Source organism: Streptomyces sp. NPDC046308 (assembly GCF_055588065.1).
In genome coordinates, this window is record NZ_JBVJFB010000009.1 from 126,878 (window position 1) to 142,379 (window position 15,502).

13 protein-coding genes and 1 pseudogene are annotated in these 15,502 nt (G+C 72.3%); 11 read left to right on the forward strand and 3 right to left on the reverse strand.

All coding sequences use genetic code 11. The annotated features are described in order from the left end of the window. Window positions 1–20: 20 nt before the first annotated feature. The gene (locus ACZ6JT_RS30330; protein ID WP_469214629.1) at window positions 21–1,355 is read left to right on the forward strand and encodes a cyanophycinase; all 1,335 of its coding nucleotides are present in this window, start codon (window positions 21–23) and stop codon (window positions 1,353–1,355) included. Between the two features lie 90 nt (window positions 1,356–1,445). Continuing rightward, window positions 1,446–2,387, forward strand: a complete 942-nt coding sequence (locus ACZ6JT_RS30335; RefSeq protein ID WP_469214631.1) for a MurR/RpiR family transcriptional regulator — start codon at window positions 1,446–1,448, stop codon at window positions 2,385–2,387. 215 nt (window positions 2,388–2,602) lie between these two features. On the opposite strand, the gene ACZ6JT_RS30340 is transcribed toward ACZ6JT_RS30335, so the two are convergent. Both ACZ6JT_RS30340 and ACZ6JT_RS30345 read right to left on the reverse strand, forming a co-directional pair. Continuing rightward, window positions 2,603–3,256, reverse strand: a complete 654-nt coding sequence (locus ACZ6JT_RS30340; protein ID WP_469214633.1) for a fasciclin domain-containing protein — start codon at window positions 3,254–3,256, stop codon at window positions 2,603–2,605. 86 nt (window positions 3,257–3,342) lie between these two features. Then, window positions 3,343–4,935 (reverse strand): molybdopterin-dependent oxidoreductase, encoded by a 1,593-nt coding sequence (locus tag ACZ6JT_RS30345; RefSeq protein ID WP_469214635.1) that lies wholly within the window; start codon window positions 4,933–4,935, stop codon window positions 3,343–3,345. A gap of 428 nt (window positions 4,936–5,363) precedes the next feature. Here ACZ6JT_RS30345 and sigK point away from each other — a divergent pair. The 8 genes and pseudogenes from sigK to ACZ6JT_RS30385 all read left to right on the forward strand — a co-directional run bounded on the left by sigK (window position 5,364) and on the right by ACZ6JT_RS30385 (window position 13,133). After that, a pseudogene (sigK, locus tag ACZ6JT_RS30350) lies at window positions 5,364–5,974 on the forward strand (ECF RNA polymerase sigma factor SigK). Beyond that, window positions 5,971–6,723: an anti-sigma factor gene (locus tag ACZ6JT_RS30355; RefSeq protein WP_469214637.1), complete on the forward strand. Its 753-nt coding sequence runs from the start codon at window positions 5,971–5,973 to the stop codon at window positions 6,721–6,723. Before sigK ends, ACZ6JT_RS30355 begins: the two are co-directional and overlap by 4 nt. 166 nt (window positions 6,724–6,889) lie before the next feature. Further along, window positions 6,890–8,149 carry an NAD(P)/FAD-dependent oxidoreductase gene (locus ACZ6JT_RS30360; protein ID WP_469214639.1) on the forward strand — a complete coding sequence of 420 codons (1,260 nt, stop codon included), beginning with the start codon at window positions 6,890–6,892 and terminating at the stop codon, window positions 8,147–8,149. A gap of 86 nt (window positions 8,150–8,235) precedes the next feature. Continuing rightward, window positions 8,236–8,940, forward strand: coding sequence for a DUF1365 domain-containing protein (locus tag ACZ6JT_RS30365; RefSeq protein ID WP_469215009.1), 705 nt, complete (start codon window positions 8,236–8,238; stop codon window positions 8,938–8,940). 56 nt (window positions 8,941–8,996) lie between these two features. Beyond that, window positions 8,997–10,277, forward strand: coding sequence for a class I SAM-dependent methyltransferase (locus ACZ6JT_RS30370; protein WP_469215011.1), 1,281 nt, complete (start codon window positions 8,997–8,999; stop codon window positions 10,275–10,277). Continuing rightward, a complete protein-coding gene (locus ACZ6JT_RS30375) occupies window positions 10,274–11,560 on the forward strand; it encodes a class I SAM-dependent methyltransferase (protein WP_469214641.1) in 1,287 nt (428 codons plus the stop codon). Before ACZ6JT_RS30370 ends, ACZ6JT_RS30375 begins: the two co-directional genes overlap by 4 nt. Continuing rightward, a complete protein-coding gene (locus ACZ6JT_RS30380) occupies window positions 11,557–12,387 on the forward strand; it encodes a DUF1295 domain-containing protein (protein ID WP_469214643.1) in 831 nt (276 codons plus the stop codon). Before ACZ6JT_RS30375 ends, ACZ6JT_RS30380 begins: the two co-directional genes overlap by 4 nt. Then, on the forward strand, window positions 12,384–13,133 hold the full coding sequence (locus tag ACZ6JT_RS30385; protein WP_469214645.1) for an alpha/beta fold hydrolase: 750 nt from the start codon (window positions 12,384–12,386) through the stop codon (window positions 13,131–13,133). Before ACZ6JT_RS30380 ends, ACZ6JT_RS30385 begins: the two co-directional genes overlap by 4 nt. Window positions 13,134–13,208: 75 nt before the next feature. Here ACZ6JT_RS30385 and ACZ6JT_RS30390 read toward each other — a convergent pair whose 3' ends face one another. After that, window positions 13,209–14,408, reverse strand: a complete 1,200-nt coding sequence (locus ACZ6JT_RS30390) for an FAD-dependent monooxygenase (protein WP_469214646.1) — start codon at window positions 14,406–14,408, stop codon at window positions 13,209–13,211. Window positions 14,409–14,506: 98 nt separating this feature from the next. Here ACZ6JT_RS30390 and ACZ6JT_RS30395 point away from each other — a divergent pair, with 98 nt between their 5' ends. Beyond that, a complete protein-coding gene (locus ACZ6JT_RS30395) occupies window positions 14,507–15,223 on the forward strand; it encodes a TetR/AcrR family transcriptional regulator (protein WP_469214648.1) in 717 nt (238 codons plus the stop codon). Window positions 15,224–15,502 lie beyond the last annotated feature (279 nt).

Here is a 15,502-nt window from a genome sequence, read left to right on the forward strand (position 1 = left end):
AGCCAACCGGAGGCACCCGCATGAACCGCACCAGCACCGCAACCGGCGTCCGGAATCGGGCCTCGGTCACCCGCCGGGCGGCCCTCGCCGGGGCCACGGCCCTCGCGCTGGCCTTGACGGCGGCCCCCGCCACCGCGGCCACCGCCCACCCGGCCCGGCAGCCCGGACACACGGGCTCCCTCGTCCTGGTCGGCGGCGGCCTCAAGGACGACAACTCCCAGGTCTACGGGGAGATCATCAAGCGCGCCGGTGGAACCGCGGCCCGCATCGGCATCCTCACCGCCGCGTCCGTCCCCGCCAGCCAGGACCCCGACGCCACCGACCCGGACAAGTGCTCCAACTCGGCCTGCAACGGCGCCTACTACGCCGAGCTCTTCAAGCGGCACGGCGCCGGCGACGCCGAATGGATCCCCGTCGACCTCGACCACATCGACAACGCCGACTCCGCCCAGGTCGTCGCCCGCATCAACGCCATGACCGGATTCTTCTTCGGCGGCGGCGACCAGTACCGCTACGTCACCACCCTCCTCCACGGCGACGCCCACACCGATTCCCGCGTCCTGGCCGCCATCCGCGCCAAACTGGCCGCCGGCGCCGTGGTCGCCGGCTCCTCCGCCGGCGCGCAGATCGCCTCCGGCGCGGACATGGTCACCGGCGGCGACTCCTACGAGGCCCTCCGCGACGGCAGCAGCCCCGGCTACTTCGAGGACCCCGCCCGCCTCGGCTACCTGCCCGCCGGCGGCTTCGGCTTCCTGCGCTCCGGACTCATCGACACCCACACCGGAACCAGCGGCCGCGAGGGCCGCTCCCTGCGGCTGGCCGCCGACACCGGACACGACCGCGTCTACGCCCTGGACGAGAACACCGCCCTCGTCGTCGACGCCCCCGGCACCCCGCGCGAGACCCTGTCCGTGCGCGGCCCGCAGGGCGTCACCGTCCTCGACCTGCGCGAGGCCCGCACCCGCCGAACCGACCGCGGCTGGTCCCTCGCCGGCGCACGCTACAGCTACCTCACCGACGGCGACCGCTATGACCCCCGCACGTGGCGCGCCGCACCCGCCCCGGGCAAGCGCCCCGCCTTCCCCACCAGTACGCAGCCGGTCCCCGCCAACACCGACGCCTTCCACTCCTTCGCCAACCCGGACGGCACCGGCTATTCACTGCGCACCACCGCCCGCGCCCTCGCCGAGTCCCGCACCCAGCGCACCGCCACCGCGACCACCTTCGAAGGCGGCCCGCACTTCACCGTCACCCTCACCAAACCGTTCGGCGCCGCGCTGCCCACGGCCTGGACCACCGAGCCGGGCCGCGCCCAGACCCTCCTCTCCCTCGGCCTGTCCGTCACCCCCAGCTGACCACGCCCCAGCCACGGGGGCCGCATCCTCCGAGCCGGGCCAGGCGATACGCTCGGCGGATGCGGCCCGCACGCACGCGAAAGGACCCCCATGGCAGCCGGCACCCTCGCCGACGACATCCGCAACAAACTCGGCGACCTCAGCCCCGCCGAACGCAAGGTCGCCCGCGTCGTGCTGGCCGGCTACCCGGCCTCCGGCTTCGAGACCGTCGCCACCATCGCCGAACGGGCCGCCGTCTCCGCCCCCACCGTCCTGCGCTTCGCGAACCGCCTCGGCTACCGGGGCTTCCCCGACTTCCAGGCCGCCCTGCGCGCCGAGCTGGACGAGCGCAACGCCTCCCCCCTCTCCCTCTACGAGTCGGGCAGCTACAACCGGCAGCCCGGCCAAGATCCAGCCTCCGGCCCCGGCGGCACTGCGGGTCCCGGCGGCACCACGGATCCCGGCAGCACCGCGGGTCCCGTCGGCACCGACGGCCTCCTCGCCCACGCCGGTTCCGTCTTCACCTCCGCCGTCGGGCAGACCCTCGCCGAGCTTCCCCCGCACGACCTGGACCAGGCCGTTCGGATCCTCAGCGACCGCAAACGCCGCATCACGCTGGCCGGCGGCCGCTTCACCCACCTGCTGGCCCAGTACCTGGCGATGCACCTGATGCAACTGCGCGACGACGTAAGGATCCTGCCGGACCGCGCGGTCGAACGCACCGCCCACCTCTCCCACCTGACGCGCCGGGACGCCGTCATCCTCTTCGACTACCGGCGCTACGAGGAGGACAAGACCGCCATCGCCCAGATGACCCGGGAACAGGGAGGGAAGAGCATCGTCTTCACCGACGCCTGGCTGTCACCGGCAGCCGCCCACGCCGACGTCGTCCTCCCGAGCCAGGTCGCCACCCTGTCCCCGTACGACAGCCTGGTGCCGACCCTCGCCGTTATCGAAACCGTCATCGCGGGCGTGCTGCAATCCCTCGGCGAGCACGCCCACACCCACCTCCGCACCTCGGAAGCGACGGCCCGCCGGATAGGAGTCGTCTGACCACAGCCGGCACGCTCGGCGACCCGGGGGACTGTGGGCGAACTCGGCGTCGGAGTCGTTGCGGCAGCCCTCGGCTCTCGAGGCGATGGCCGACCGGATCTCTCCGCAGTCCCCGGCCGACGCCGGCACTCCCACCGCATGCCGGTGGCCCCGCGTCCTTGGGAGGAAGGACGCGGGGCCGCCAGCCGGTCACCGGAATTTCTGCCGGATGGGGCCTACTTGGGCATCAGTACGGTGTCGACGATGTAGACGTTGGCGTTGGAGGTCTTGACGTTGCCGCAGACCACGTTGGAGGTGCCGTTGACCTTGTAGGACTCGCCGGAGCCGTTTGTGGTGACCTTGCCCTTCTCGAGGGTTTCGAAGCTGCCGTTCTCCAGCTGCTCGGGGGTGAGCTTCTGGCCCACCACGTGGTAGGTGAGGATCTTCGTCAGCGTGGCCTTGTCGGCGAGGACCTTGTCGAGGTCGGCCTTCGGGATCTTGGCGAAGGCGTCGTTGGTCGGGGCGAAGACGGTGATGTCCTTGGCGTTGTTGAGCGTGTCGACGAGGCCGGCCTGCTTGACCGCGGCGACCAGGGTGGACAGGGCCGGGTTGTTGGAGGCGGCGGTGGCGACGGGGTCCTTGGCCATGCCGTCGAAGGAGCCGGCGCCTTCCTTGGGCACGCCGGCGCAGGCCGGTCCGAAGGGGGCCCCGCCGGTCATCGAGTCGCCTGCGGGAGTGCTCTCGCCGGTCTTGGCCTGGTCACCGGCGGCTGCGGTGGGGGCGGCGGCCTTGGTGTCGCTGCCGGAGTCGGAGCACGCGGCCAGGGAGAACGGCAGCAGGGCGGCTGCGGCGACGGCGATCGCGGTACGGCGGATCTTCAGGCTGTTCATGATCTGTTGCTCCTCGGGGGTTTTCCATGGGGTGTTGAGATGGCTGGTCGTGCTGCCGGAGTCGGCCCGCGGGCCGGTCCGGTGGTCTAGGGGACGGTGACGAAGACGCTGTGCCAGCCGCTCGCTCCGTCGGGGATGGTCCGCGTGCGCTGTTCGGCCTGTACCTGACCGGTGCCGTCGGTGGCGCGGACGGTGAGGGCGTGCCCGCCGGGCGTGGCCTTCCAGGGGTAGGACCACAGGCGCCATGTGTCGGTGCCGGCCTGGTGTGCGAGGTCGGCGTCCTGCCAGGGGCCGTCGTCCACGCGGACTTCTACGCGGGTGATGCCGCGGTGCTGGGCCCAGGCGACCCCGGCAACGACGAGGGTGCCGGCGGCAGGGCGTGCGAAGGGCCTGGGGGTGTCGATGCGGGCCTGCGTCTTGATCCGGGCCTTGCGGGCCCACTTCCGCGTGACCCAGTAGGGGTCGTAGGCGTCGAAGGTGGTGAGCTCGATGTCGGTGATCCACTTGCAGGCCGACACGTAGCCGTACAGGCCGGGTACGAGCATGCGGACGGGGAAGCCGTGGTCGAAGGGCAGCGGCTCGCCGTTCATGCCGACCGCGAGCATCGCGTCCCGGCCGTCCATCACGTCCTCGACCGGGGATCCGAGCGTCATCCCGTCCACCGAGCGGGCCACCAACTGGTCCGCTTTGCCTCCCCGGGACGGTGGCCGCACACCCGCCTCCTCGAGGAGGTCGCCGAGGCGGACGCCGAGCCAGCGGGCGGTGCCGACGTAGGGGCCGCCGACCTCGTTGGAGACACAGGTCAAAGTGATGTCACGTTCGATGAGGGGACGTGCCAAGAGCTGGTCGAGGGTGTAGGTGGCCGGACGGGTCAGCCCGCTGCCGTGGATCCGCAGCCGCCAGGTGCCGGCGTCGACCTTGGGAACGCTCAGGGCGGTGTCGACTCGGTAGAAGTCGGCGTTGGGGGTGGTGAAGGGGCTGATGCCGGCGACCTTCGGCTGGACGCCGGCCGGGACCGCGGGCGCCGGGGAGGAAGGAGCCGGCAGGACAAGGCTGTCGCGGGAGGCGACGGCACCTTGGCCCTGGCGGCCCGTGAAGAAGCGGCCCAGGGCACCGGCCGAGGCGGCCGCCACAGCGGTACCACCGGCCGCGGCGAGGAAACCGCGCCGGCTCCACCCCCGTGCGGCGTCCTGTCCGCCCCCACCGGCCGTCACGGGGACGGGTACGGCTTTCGCCGCCAGGACGTACAGGACGACCGCCCCTGCCAGGGCTCCGGCGATCGAGGGCAGCGCATCGCCGATGCCGGTGGAATCCGGGCGGCCGAGGGCCGCGGCGGAGCCGACGACCCCGAACAGCAGCACCCCGGCCGCGCCGGCCCACCGACGGGACAGGGCCAGGACGCCCAGCCCGACGGCGAGGACGGCGAGCAGCGCGAGGATCCCCACCTGCAGGACGGCCTTGTCGCTCTCCCCGAACGTGCGGATCGCGAAGTCCTTCACCGCGGCGGGCGTCCGGTCGATCACCGCGCCCCCGACGACCGTCACCGGCCCGGCCGCCGGACGCACCAGTCCGGCCACCAGCTCGGCCACGGCCAGGGCGGTGAACGCGGCCAGGACTCCGGCCAGTGCGCCCCGTGCGGCGCGGTTGAGGATGGTGCGGAAGCTGCTCACACCCGGCATTCGGCGGCACCCGCCCGGCGGATTGGCCCCACCCCCAAAGAGTGAACGGGTCACGGATGTTGTCTTCACGGCACAGGAGTGAAGACGCCGGATCGTCCCGGGTCGCGCCCGTGAGGGCGGGCCGACCCGGGGGCGGGAGAGACCTGCACGGAGCGGCTGGTCTACCCGGTGCGCGGGCTCAGTCGACTGGGTTCAAGGGAGGCCAGTGCGATGTCCGCATCCGTGAACACGCGCAGGCTGGTAGCCGCAGTGGCCTCCCATCCGCGGGCCCGTCGGCTACGAAGAACAGACGACACACGCCCAGGTTCGCAAGGCCGGAGCGTCCCCGGGGACGGTCCGGCGCGGTACCCAGACGAGACCAGGACCGGCATGCGATGGACGCCCCGCCCTCCGACGGCCACCCCGGGCCGCCTCTTCGCCTTCTCTCCATGGCCGGAGCCCCGCAGGTGAACCAACCGCTCCCCTTCAACGCCGGCCGTCCCTCCGACCCGGCCAGCCGCGACCTCACCGACGTCATGCAGAAGGTCGCCCACGGCGACAAGGAGGCCTTCTCCGTCCTCTATGACGCCCTCGCGCCGACGGTTTTCGGGATCGTCGTCAAAGTCGTGCGTGACGGGCCCAGTCCGAGGAGGTCGCCCAGGAGGTCATGATCGACCTGTGGCGCCAGGCCGCCCGCTACCGCCCCGACGCCGGCTCCGTCACCACCTGGGCCGCGACGATCGCCCACCGGCGGGCCGTGGACCGGGTCCGCTCCGCCCAGGCCGCGACGGACCGCGAACACGCCCAGGCCGCCCGCGAACACACCACCGCCTTCGATGAAGTCGCCGAGCAGGTCGAGACCCGGCTGGAATCCGAGCAGGTACGCCGTTGCCTGCGCGGTCTGACAGAGCTCCAGCGCCAAGCGGTGACGCTGGCCTACTACCAGGGGCTGACCTACCGTGAAGTCGCCGAAGCCCTGCGCACCCCGCTTCCCACCATCAAGACGCGCATGCGTGACGGGCTCATCCGGCTCCGCGACTGCATGGGGGTGACCACATGAAAGACCACGCCCCCGACGACGTCCACACCCTCGCCGCCGCCCACGCCCTCGGTTCACTCGAGGACGGCGAACGCCAAGCCTTCGAGGCCCACCTGCAAACCTGCGAGGTCTGCCGACAGGAAGCCGCGGAATTCGAAGCGACCACCGCCCGCCTGGCGGCCGCCGTCTGCGAGCCGCCGCCCACCTCGGCCAAGGCGCAGGTCATGGCCGCTGTCGACGGGGTGCGCCAACTGCCGCCGCGCGTGCCCGCCCCCACCGCCGTGCCGGCGCTCGGCGGCATCCTGCGCCGCCGAGCCGTGCCCCTGGCGCTGGCCGCCGGCGTGGCCGCCGCCGCATTCGGCGCAATCGCCGTATGGCAGACGCAGAACGGACGGCAACTGGAGCAGCAGGCCCGCCAGGCCCAGCAGCAACTCGACCAGGTGGGCGCCGTCCTGGCAGCACCCGACGCGCGCACGGTCCACGGGCGGACCGCAAACGGTGCGCTGGCCACCGTGGTCGCCTCCGGCCGGCAGAACAAGGCCGTCTTCACCGCCGCCAACCTGCCGGCCCCCGGAGCCGGGATGACCTACCAGCTGTGGCTCGACCACGACGGCACCATGCGCCCCGCCGGACTCATCGACCACGACGGCACCGTCATCCTCACCGGCAACCCCGCCGACGCCGGCGCCGTCGGGCTCACCCTCGAACCCGCCGGAGGCTCCCCTCAGCCCACCACCGACCCGTTGCTCCTGATGAGCCTTCCCGCCTGATCCGCTGACGCTCCTGACGCTCGGATCGCCGCACACACTTCTCCCACCCGCTCACGACGAGCCGTGGCACCACCGTGAATCTCCTCCAATCCGCTCGCCGGGCCGCTGCGAAGTACGGGTGAAACACAGCAGTCGGACAGCGTGTCGAGTGGCGGGAGCACCTGGAGTGGAACAGCGCAAAGCGGCCGTCGTGGGAAGCGGGGTAGCGGGCCTGACCGCCGCCTACATGCTCACGTCCTCGTACGAGGTCACCCTGTACGAGGCGGACGGGCGGCTCGGCGGTCACGCCCACACCCGCGAACTGCCCGGCCCGGGAGGGCGGACGGTAGCGGTGGACTCGGGGTTCATCGTGCACAACGAGCGTACCTACCCCACCCTGCTGCGGCTGTTCCGGGAACTCGGGATCGGCACGCAGGACGCCGAGATGAGCATGTCCGTGCGGTGCGACGGCTGCGGTCTGGAGTACGCGGGCGCCCGCGGCCCGGCCGCCCTGTTCGCGTCGCGGGCAGCGCTGCGGGGCCGCCACCTGCGGCTGCTGGCCGAGGTACCGGTCTTCCACCGTGGCGCCCGCCGTCTCCTGGCCCGCGGGGCCCACGCGGGCATCACGTTCGGGGACTTCCTGCGCGAGGGCGGATTCTCCCCTTACTTCATCAGCCACTTCGCCCTGCCGCTGGTCGCCGCGGTGTGGTCCTGCCCCGCACGGACGGCCCTCTCCTATCCGGCCGCCTACCTGTTCGCCTTCCTGCACCACCACGGTCTGCTGTCCGTCACGGGCTCCCCGCAGTGGAAGACCGTCACCGGCGGCTCGGTCGCCTACGTCAGCGCCGCCGCCAAGCACATCCAGCGCGTCCGCACCTCCAGCCCGGTGGAGGCCGTCCGGCGCACCGGCCGGGGCGCACGGGTCACCACCGGCGACGGTCACACCGAAGCCTTCGACGCCGTCGTCATCGCCACGCACCCCGACCAGGCGCTGCGCATGCTCGCGGACCCCACCGAGGACGAGAAGCGGCTTCTGGGCGCCTTCACGTACGCGCGCAACCCCACCGTGCTGCACACCGACACCGCCGTCCTGCCGCGCTCCGCACGCGCCCGAGCCTGCTGGAACTACCGGATGGCCGACTGCGACCCCGCCACGGCACCGGTGCGCGTCAGCTACGACATGCGGCGACTGCAGCACCTGCCGGAGGGGGCCGACTACGTCGTGACCCTGGGCGGGGAGGACGGCATCGACGCCGACCGGGTGGTGGAGCGGATGGTGTACGAGCACCCGGTCTACACCCCCGCCTCCGTCACGGCGCAAAAGGAGCTGCCCCGCCTGAACGACGGGGTCACCGCGTACGCGGGGGCCTGGCACGGCTGGGGCTTCCACGAGGACGGCTGCCGCTCCGGCGCCGCTGCCGCCCGCTCCCTGGGAGCGGTCCGGTGACCCGGCCCGGGGAACCCGCCGCACGCACGACCACGGCCGAGGCCACGGCGACCACCGGGGCCACCGACGCGGCGCTCTACGACTGCGTGATCACCCACACGCGCAGCACGCCGCTGCGCCGTTCCTTCCGGCACCGCACCTACCTGTGGTGCGTGGACCTGGACCGCCTGCCGGTGTTGCCGCGACCGGTGCGCCCGCTCGCCCGGTTCGACGCCCGAGACCACTTCACCGGCGACCGCGCCACCATCCGTGCCGGACTCGACGCCCACCTCGCGCTCCACGGCATCGACCTGGACGGCGGGCACGTGACGATGCTGGCGCACGCACGGGTGTTCGGCTTCGTCTTCAACCCGCTGAGCGTGTACTGGTGCCACGACCGCTCCGGCGCCCTCGTCTGCGTCGTGGCCGAGGTCCACAACACCTACGGGCAGCGCCACTGCTACCTGCTGCGCCCGGACGGCTCCGATGAGGCGGAGACCGACAAGGAGCTGTACGTCTCGCCCTTTTTCGCGGTCGAGGGCCGCTACCGGATGCGGCTGCCGCTGCCCGGCGAACAGCTGCGGCTGACCGTGCACCTCGACCACGCGCAGGGCCGGGCGTTCACCGCCGTCGTCCGGGGCCGCCGGCGCCCCGCCACCGTCCCCGCCCTGTTGTCCGCCGCCGTCCGAAGGCCGTGGTCGACCGCCGCCGTCTGGGCCGGCATCCGCCGCCACGGCATCGCCCTGCTGCTGCGCGGCCTGCCCGTACACCCCCGTCCCCGGTCCACCCCGCAGGAAGGCACGCCGTCGTGACCCAGCCCGCCACCACCTCCGCCGACCGCACCCGGCTGCCCGGCCACGCCGTCAAGATCCCCCCGCGGACCGAGCCCCGCCGCCGAACGGCCCGCACCACCGTTGCCGGCGTGCCCGCTGTCAGCCGTACCGAGGTCGACGCGGAGCGCTGGCCGGACGTGGCCCGCCCGCCGTCGGCCGGAGCCGCCCGGACCGCCGTGGCCCGGTACTTCGTGGGCCGCGCCCTGGAGCGGCTGGGTTTGACCGACCCCTCTGGCGATGCCACCGGGCCGTCGCTGACCCTCCATGACCCGGACGCCTTCCACCAGCGCATCGGCCGCGACGGCCTGATCGGCTTCGGCGAGTCCTACATGGCCGGGGAATGGGACAGCGACGACCTGGCCGGCGTACTGACCGTCCTCGCGCGTCATGTCGACGAGCTGGTCCCCGCCCCGCTACGGCCCCTGCGCGGCCTGTGGGTCTCCCGCCGTCCGGCCGCCGACCGCAACACCCGGGCCGGGGCCCGAGACAACATCCAGCGCCACTACGACCTGTCCAACGACCTCTTCTCCGCTTTCCTCGACCCCACCCTCTCCTACTCCTCCGCCCTCTTCACCGGCTTCCCCGCCCGCCCTGCCGCCCTCCCCGAAGCCCAGCACCGCAAGATCGACCGCCTCCTGGACCTCGCCCGGGTGGGCGACGGCACCCGGCTGCTGGAAATCGGTACCGGCTGGGGCGAACTCGCCCTGAGAGCCGCCGCCCGTGGCGCCCGTGTCACCACCCTGACCCTCTCCGCCGAACAGGCCGACCTGGCCCGCGCCCGCATCGCCGCCGCCGGGCTCTCCGACCGGGTGGAGGTGCAACTGCGCGACTACCGCGACGCCGAGGGCCGCCACGACGCCGTGATCAGCGTCGAGATGATCGAGGCGGTCGGCGCCGAGTACTGGCCCTCCTACTTCACCGCGCTTCGCCGCGCCCTCGCCCCCGGCGGCCGGATCGCCCTGCAGTCCATCACCATGGGCCACCGGCAGATGCTGCACACCGCCGCCACCCACACCTTCATCAGCAAATACGTCTTCCCCGGCGGCCTGATCCCCTCCCGCCGGGCCATCGCCCAGCACTCGGCCGCCGCCGGGCTGACCACCGCCACCGACCACGGCTACGGCGAGCACTACGCGGAAACCCTGCGCCTTTGGCGCGAACAGTTCACCGCCGCCCGGCACACCGTCACCGCCCTCGGCTTCGACACCGTCTTCCGGCGCATGTGGGAGTTCTACCTCGCCTACTCGGAAGCCGGATTCCGCTCCGGCTACCTCGACGTACGCCAGCTCCTCTTCACCGAAGGAACCCGCGCATGAGGCCCGCCGCCGACAAACTCGCCCAACTCCTCGGCCACTTCCTCCCCGGCCCCCTCCCCGTACGCGTCCGCGCCTGGGACGGCAGCCAGACGGGCCCGGCCGACGCACCACTGGTCACGCTCCGCTCACCCCAAGCGCTGCGCCGTCTGCTGTGGCAGCCGGGCGAACTCGGCCTCGCCGAGGCGTACGTCACCGGCGACCTCGACGTCGAAGGCGACCTCGCCGACGCCCTGTCCCGGGCCGGCCGCACCGTCCGCGACCGCCCCGCCACCCGCCCCCGCCCGGCGGGCATGGCCGCGGCCGCCGCCCTCGCCGTACGCCTCGGTGCCGCCGGTCCGCCCCCGGCCCGCCCGCACGGGCGGGCCCGGCTGACCGGCCCCTTGCACAGCGCATCCCGGGACCGGGCCGCGATCAGTCACCACTACGACCTGTCCACCGACTTCTACGCTCTCCTGCTCGACGAGTCGATGGCGTACTCCTGCGCCTACTGGACCCGGCCCGACGACCCCGACTACACCCTCGCCGACGCCCAGCGCGACAAGCTCGAACTGATCTGCCGCAAACTCGGCCTGCGCGCCGGGGACCGGCTGCTCGACGTCGGCTGCGGCTGGGGCTCCCTCACCGTGCACGCCGCCCGCGAGCACAAGGCGCGCGTCACCGCCGTCACCCTCTCCCGAGCGCAGCGCGACTTCGTCGCCGAGCGAGCCGCACGCGAAGGAGTGGCCGACCTGGTCGACGTCACCCTCACGCACTGGCGGCACATCGACGGCGGCGGTTACGACGCGGCCGCCGCCGTCGAGATGGGCGAACACGTCGGCGACCCCGAATACCCCGCCTTCACCACGAAGCTCCACGACGCCCTGCGTCCCGCGGGCCGGCTGCTGATCCAGCAGATGTCCCGCAGCGCCCACGCACCCGGCGGCGGAGCCTTCATCGAGACGTACATCGCCCCGGACATGCACATGCGCCCCGTCGGCCGGACCGTCGACCTGCTGGAGAACGCCGGGCTCGAGGTCCGCTCCACCGAATCCCTCCGCGAGCACTACACCACCACCATCGACGCCTGGCGGACCACCCTCGAAGACCGCTGGGACGAGGCCCGAGCCCTCGTCGGGGAGACCACCGGCCGGGTCTGGCGCCTCTACCTGGCCGGCGCGTCCCTCGCCTTCGCCGAGCGCCGCATGGGTGTCGATCAGATCCTCGCCGTACGCCCCACCCGCGAGGGAACATCCGCCATGCCGGCCACGCCCACCGACTGGTACGCCACCGGGAGCACGGCGTGACCGGCACCGACTGGGGGCCCCTGGGCCTCAACCTCGCCGTCACCGCGGCCGCGGCGGGGACGGTACTCCTCGCCACCTTCGCCGTGGCCGTGCGCCGCGGGCTGCACCGGATCGTCGACATCGCCTGGGGACTCGCCTTCGCCGCTGTCGCCCTGGCCACCTGGCTGCTCTCCGCCGGACACGGCGACGACGGACGGCGCCTGATCGTGGCCGCCGCCACCGCCGTCTGGGGGCTGCGGCTGGCCGCGCACATCGCCTGGCGTTCCCGCGGCCACGGCGAGGACCCGCGCTACACCGCCCTCCTGGACAAGGCCCCCGGCAACCGGACCCTGTACGCCCTGCGTACCGTCTACCTCGCCCAGGCCGCCCTGGTCTGGCTGATCTCCCTGCCCGTCCAGGCCGCCGCCTACAGCTCCGTACCCCTGGACCTGCCGGCCGGCTGCGGGATCGCGGTGTGGGTGCTCGGGCTCGGCTTCGAGGGCGTCGGCGACCACCAGCTGGCACGTTTCAAGCAGCATCCCGCCAACCGGGGCCGGATCATGGACCGGGGCCTGTGGGCCTGGACCCGGCACCCCAACTACTTCGGGGACAGCCTCGTCTGGTGGGGGCTGTACCTGCTGGCCTGCACTGCCTGGCAGCCCGCTCTTGCCGTGCTGATCTCCCCGGTGCTCATGACGCTGCTGCTGACCGTCGGCAGCGGCAAACGCCTCCTGGAGAAGCAGATGGCCCACCGCCCGGGCTACGCCGCGTACATGGCCCGCACCAGCGGCTTCCTGCCGCTGCCCCCGAAGAAGCCCGCGCAGGGTGCGGCAGGGGGCCCGAGGTGAGCGGTCACGGCATCGACGGCGCACGGGGGCATCGTGCTCTCGAACTGCCGCAGCCGTCGCTGCTGCCGGCGACCGCGGCGGTGCTCGTCCTGCACGGCGGTCGCGCCGACTCCGACGCGCCACTGCCGCTGCTCAACCTGCCCGGCCTGCGGATGTGGCCGGTCGCCCGCGCGCTGGACCAGGACCCGCTGCTCGCGGACGTCCTGATCGCCTCCGTCCGCTACCGGCTGCGCGGTTGGAACGGCCTCAGGGCCGACCCCCTCCAGGACACCAGACGTGCTTTGACGGAACTACGGGATGTCGCGGGACCGCTTCCCGTGGTGCTGGTCGGGCACTCCATGGGCGCGAGGGCGGCCCTGCGCGCCGCGGACGATCCACAGGTCCGGGGTGTCGTCGCGCTCGCCCCCTGGTGCCCGCCCGGCGAGCCGGTCGCCCACCTCGCGGGCCGCACGGTCATGGCCCTCCACGACGAGGCCGACCGGATCACCTCCGCCACGGACACCTGGAACTACCTCGGACGCGCTCACGCGGCCGGTGCGCATGTCCGGGGCATCCGTATGCCCCGCGGCCGCCACGCCATGATCCGCGACGCCCGCCGGTGGCACCGTCTCACCACATCCTGCGCCGCGGCCGCCCTCGGCCTGGCGTCGTCTCCCGGAGCTGGACCGCGCGATGCGACCGCCTGGAGCACCGACCCGGTCGATGCCGCCGACATCACCCTGCCCGTCAGACGAGCGCCGGCTTGACGACGTTGCCTGAGCAGTGGCCGATCAACCTAGTCGGCCAGCTCCGCGACCTCCGCCGTCGCATCCCCGTACCGATCACCAACTGACGCGGCTGGAGTCGGCGGGATAGTCGGGCAGAGCCATAGTGCTGCTGACTTTCTCGCCCAGCTTGAGCATTCCCTTCAGGAACAGGGGGCGGGACAGCAGGGCGTTGCGGACGCGTATGCCGGTGGCGGTGCCGGGGGCCAGGAACTTCCCCGTACGGTCGCCGCCTGCCTGGCAGCCCTCGGCGTACTTCCGGAGTCTGTGCTCGTATCGGGTGAAAGCCGTCCGGTGGTCGCCCATGGCTCCCGCGAGTTCACCGGCTAGCACGTAAGCGGCGACCATTGCGGTTCCCGTGCCCATACCACCGATGGTGGCCCCGCAGGCGGCGTCGCCGACGAGGCACACTCGCCCCCTGGACCAGGTGTCCACGTCCACCCGGCTGATCGAATCGAAGTACAGCTCGGGTGTGTGCTGAAGAGAGGCGAGCAGGCGGGGCACCCCCCAGCCGAGACCGGAGAAGGCGTTGGCGATCAAGTTCTTCTGCTGTTCTGGGTCATGTCGGTCATACGGCAGCTCAGGCGCGGAGAAGACGAAGAATGCCCCTGCCCGTGCCGAGTCCCAGTGGTCGGCGCGGACGGAGGCGAGCCGTCCCGGCACGTTGTAGCCGACCGAGCCCTTTTCGAGCCCGGGGTAGTCGGCGTGGGGTAACTGCCAAGTGGCGGCGTAGTAGCCGAGATGGCTGACGTAGTTCTCCTCCGGCCCGAAGGCGAGGCGGCGGACGTTGGAGTGCAGACCGTCCGCTCCTATCACAAGATCGAAGTCGCGTGAGACACCGCTTTGAAAGCCGACCCGCATGCCGGACGAGGTCTCGTTCAGGCTGATGATCGAGTCGCCGAAGATGTACTCGGTGGAGGGGACGCTGTGCTCGTAGAGGATCCGGGCCAGGTCTCCTCGGAGGACCTCTATCTCGCCGCCGGCGAACTCGGCGGGCAGTTGCAGCAGCGTTCGGCCGTCTTCGTCGACGAAGCGCATCGGACTGCCGCCGGTCTGGATGCGGCGCAGTTCGGGAAGCAGGCCCATGCGTTCCAGGACGGTCAGGTGGGTCTCGCCGCGAAAGTCGACGGCCTGACCGCCCTCGCGCAGGGTCGGGGAGAGTTCGACGACGGTGGGGGTGAAGCCGTGGCGTCCCAGCCAGTAGGCCAGCGCCGGACCGGCGATACTCGCGCCGGAGATGAGGACGTTCCTGGTCATGGCTCCTCTTTTCAAAACTGTGTCCACTGGACACTGATGACTACTGTGTACCATAGACACAGTGGGATGGGCTCGACAAGGCAGGGCGGGAGGGAAGCGTGGGCGACGACCGCGCCGAGACGATGCGGTTGCTGTGGGGGCCGCACCCCAAGCCCGCGCGGGGCCCCAGGCCGACCCTCGACCTGGACCGCATCGCGCGGGCCGGCATCGAGATCGCCGACTCGGACGGGTTGTCCGATGTCTCCATGCAGCGGGTCGCCGCGCAACTTGGCGTCACCAAGATGGCGCTGTACCGGTACGTGCCCGGCAAGGCTGAGCTGGTCGCGCTGATGGTCGACGCGGCGATCGGCCCCCACCCGACGGCAGAGGGGACGCGTGGCGGCTGGCGGGAGCAACTGGAGCACTGGGCCCGCCACTTGATCGCCGTCTTTCTGCAACACTCCTGGGTGCTCGAGGCCACCATCGGGCCGCGGGTCATGGGCCCCGGGGAGTTGTCCTGGCTGGAGCGTGCCGTCTCCGCACTGGACGGTACGGGGCTGAGCGGTGCTGAGCGGATGGACGCGGCCGTCCTGCTGGTCGGCCACGTACGCGGGATCACTCAGCAGGCCCGTGCAGCCGGCCCAGCGGGCAACCCCGAGGCCCAGCTGGGTGCCGTCCTCGGTGAACTGATGGAGGCGCACGGCGAGCGGTTCCCCGCGCTTGCCTCGGCCCTGACCTCGGCAGCCCAATCCGACGGGCAGGATCAGGCATGGGAGTTCGGCCTCCAGCGCATCTTGGACGGCTTGGCCGCACTCATCGACCGGCGCAATCCATGACAGCGGTTCGAAGAGGGCTGCTCGCGCAGTAGTGAGAGGTTGACGTCCGGCTTCGGGTCGTACGCGCCGGCGCGCGGGCCCGGGCGGGTGGGATCCGCAGGTCAGACCGCTTCGGCCCGCTCGGCTTGAGCTTTGGTGCGCGCCCGTGATGAAGGAGCGCCGGCCGCCGCGGCGCCAGTGATGTGCCGTTCGCCGCGCTTCGTGGCCGGGCTCTCGCACGCGGGCGGCGTGGCTCGCCGGGGCTGCGCGAGAGTGTCCGGTGCGGTTCCCGACACGCGT